The sequence below is a fragment of the Cupriavidus neocaledonicus genome (genome assembly GCF_000372525.1).
Lineage (GTDB): Bacteria > Pseudomonadota > Gammaproteobacteria > Burkholderiales > Burkholderiaceae > Cupriavidus > Cupriavidus neocaledonicus.
This window is the reverse complement of the sequence record NZ_AQUR01000019.1, coordinates 1-2357: the sequence shown is the minus strand read 5'-3', so window position 1 is coordinate 2357 and position 2357 is coordinate 1. Positions and strand designations below refer to the sequence as shown.

The window sequence follows — 2357 nt, the reverse complement described above, 5'->3', positions numbered from 1 at the left end:
TGACGTCCGGCTTCCGGATTGTGAAAAACAGCGCTCCCCGCCTTGCGGGGAAAAACTCATCGCTAGCGCGATGAGTACTTCAGCAGCCTGCTAGGCATCGCTTTGCTCCTGCCCAACTTCGTTTATCCCGTTCTCCTTATGAAGATCATGTGCTTCGCGCTTTTTGCATGTGCATTCAATCTTCTAATGGGATTCACCGGTCTTCTTTCTTTCGGCCATGCAGCACTATTCGGTGCGGCCGGGTATGTGACCGGATACGCAGCCCGCGATCTTGGCATCCCAATGGAAGGAGCCATCGTACTCGGTATGGTGGTTTCTGCCATTCTTGGATTCCTGATGGCTAGTCTTGCGATCAGGCGGAAAGGGATTTACTTCACGATGATCACGCTTGCGCTGGCTCAGATGGTTTATTTCGTCTGTCTCCAGGCGCCGGTTACTGGGGGTGAAGACGGCATGCAGGGGATCCCGCGTGGCAAACTCCTTGGCGTTCTTGATCTTGGGGACGATACGACCATGTACTTCGTTGTACTGGCAATATTCGTGGCCGCCCTCGCATTGATTACCCGGATCGTCCAATCTCCGTTCGGGCAAATCCTCAGGGCGGTCAAGGAAAACGAGCCTCGATCCATCTCCCTTGGCTACGATGCCGATCGATACAAGCTGATGGCCTTTGTCCTGTCTTCCGTCCTGACCGGTTTGGCAGGCTCTGTCAAAGCGATCGTGCTCGGCTTCGAGACCTTGGTCGATGTGCATTGGGGCCTGTCAGGCATGGTCGTACTCATGACGCTAGTTGGCGGAGTTGGCACCCTGATAGGGCCCATTGTCGGCGCTGTTGTCATCATGGTGCTTGAGAATGAGCTAGGCGAAATTGGTGAAGCGCTGGCAACAGCTACTCATATCGAGTGGTTCGATGCCCTGGGCGAATCCGTCACGATAGTCACCGGCTTGACGTTCATTTTCTGCGTGCTCCTATTCCGGAAGGGTATCGCCGGCGAATCCAACGCATTCGTCGCGAGAAGGCAGTCGCATGCGATAAGGTCACACGTCCGTCGACGGCGTGACTTGGCTCATAAGCCGGTCAACACGAGGTAGCTGCTGCTGCTGAGATTTTCTGAAGGGCTATCGCATGGTAGGTGCGAGCACCAAAGCGTAGAGAGGAACATACGATGCGTGTATTCCAAGTTGAGCAGGACTGGTCCATCGAGCATCTCCAGATGGCGTCCAAACCGATGCCTCAGCCAGCCACAGGGGAGGTGCGTCTCAAGATGCGGGCTGCGGCTTTGAATTATCGCGATCTCATTATTCCTAGCCACGGTTACGGGAAGCGAATGAAAGATCTGCCACTCATCGTTCTAAGCGATGGTGTGGGTGTCATTGATGCCGTAGGCGCTGGGGTAACTCGGTTTCAGGTAGGTGAGCGTGTATGCCCGATCTTTTATCAAACGTGGGTGGACGGTGCACCAAACGCCGAACGAATGCAATCTAGCTTGGGTTGCGAGCAGGATGGAACCATGGCGACCCATTTGGTGATACCCGAGGAAGGGGTATGCCGTGTGCCCGCCTACCTCTCTGATTTTGAAGCCGCAACGTTGCCTACTGCGGGTGTAACGGCGTGGCGAGCCCTGATCACCGAGGGGCGACTGAAGCGAGGGGAAACCGTCCTCGTGCAAGGGACTGGCGGAGTCTCTCTGTTTGCGCTCCAGATTGCGAAGTCACTGCGCGCGGTCGTGATCATTACGTCTTCCAGCGACAAGAAACTTGCCAGCGCGAAGTCGCTTGGAGCGGACTACCTGATTAATTACGAGAAGGAGCCACAATGGTGGCGCACGGTGAGAGAGCATACGCGGGGCGTCGGCGTCGATCACATTGTTGAAGTCGGGGGGGCAGATACGCTAGCCCAGTCCGTGCGCGCTGTCCGGACAGGAGGAACAATCAGCTTGATCGGTGTCCTTTCCGGTTCTGATCCAAAAATTCCACTCGGCCAGGTTGTAACGCGGCACATCAGGTTGCAAGGCATCACTGTCGGCAGCCGTGCCGACTTGGAAGCAATGCTAACCCATTTCGAAGCGACCAGATTGCGCCCCGTGGTCGATCGCATATTCCCATTCGAGGCGCTTCATTCAGCAATGCATTACCTCGCTTCAGGCAAGCATTTCGGAAAAATCTGTATTCGCCACTCGGTGTGATGTCGTCGGCTCGAATGCGCAATAGCAGGCTGCTGAAGTACTCATCGCGCTAGCGATGAGTTTTTCCCCGCAAGGAGGGGAGCGCTGTTTTTCACAATCCGGAAGCCGGACGTCACTGCCTCGGCTTTTTCCGCGTTTTGGCGCCCATTCCGGCCTCATTAGCGCGATTAC

General features: G+C 55.7%; 2 protein-coding genes. Both read left to right on the top strand.

All coding sequences use genetic code 11. The features are described from left to right. The first annotated feature begins 138 nt into the window (after positions 1–138). The gene (locus A3AG_RS0100160) at positions 139–1092 is read left to right on the top strand and encodes a branched-chain amino acid ABC transporter permease (protein WP_081479564.1); all 954 of its coding nucleotides are present in this window, start codon (positions 139–141) and stop codon (positions 1090–1092) included. Positions 1093–1166: 74 nt separating this feature from the next. After that, on the top strand, positions 1167–2186 hold the full coding sequence (locus A3AG_RS0100155) for a zinc-dependent alcohol dehydrogenase family protein (RefSeq protein ID WP_012354724.1): 1020 nt from the start codon (positions 1167–1169) through the stop codon (positions 2184–2186). Positions 2187–2357: the final 171 nt, after the last annotated feature.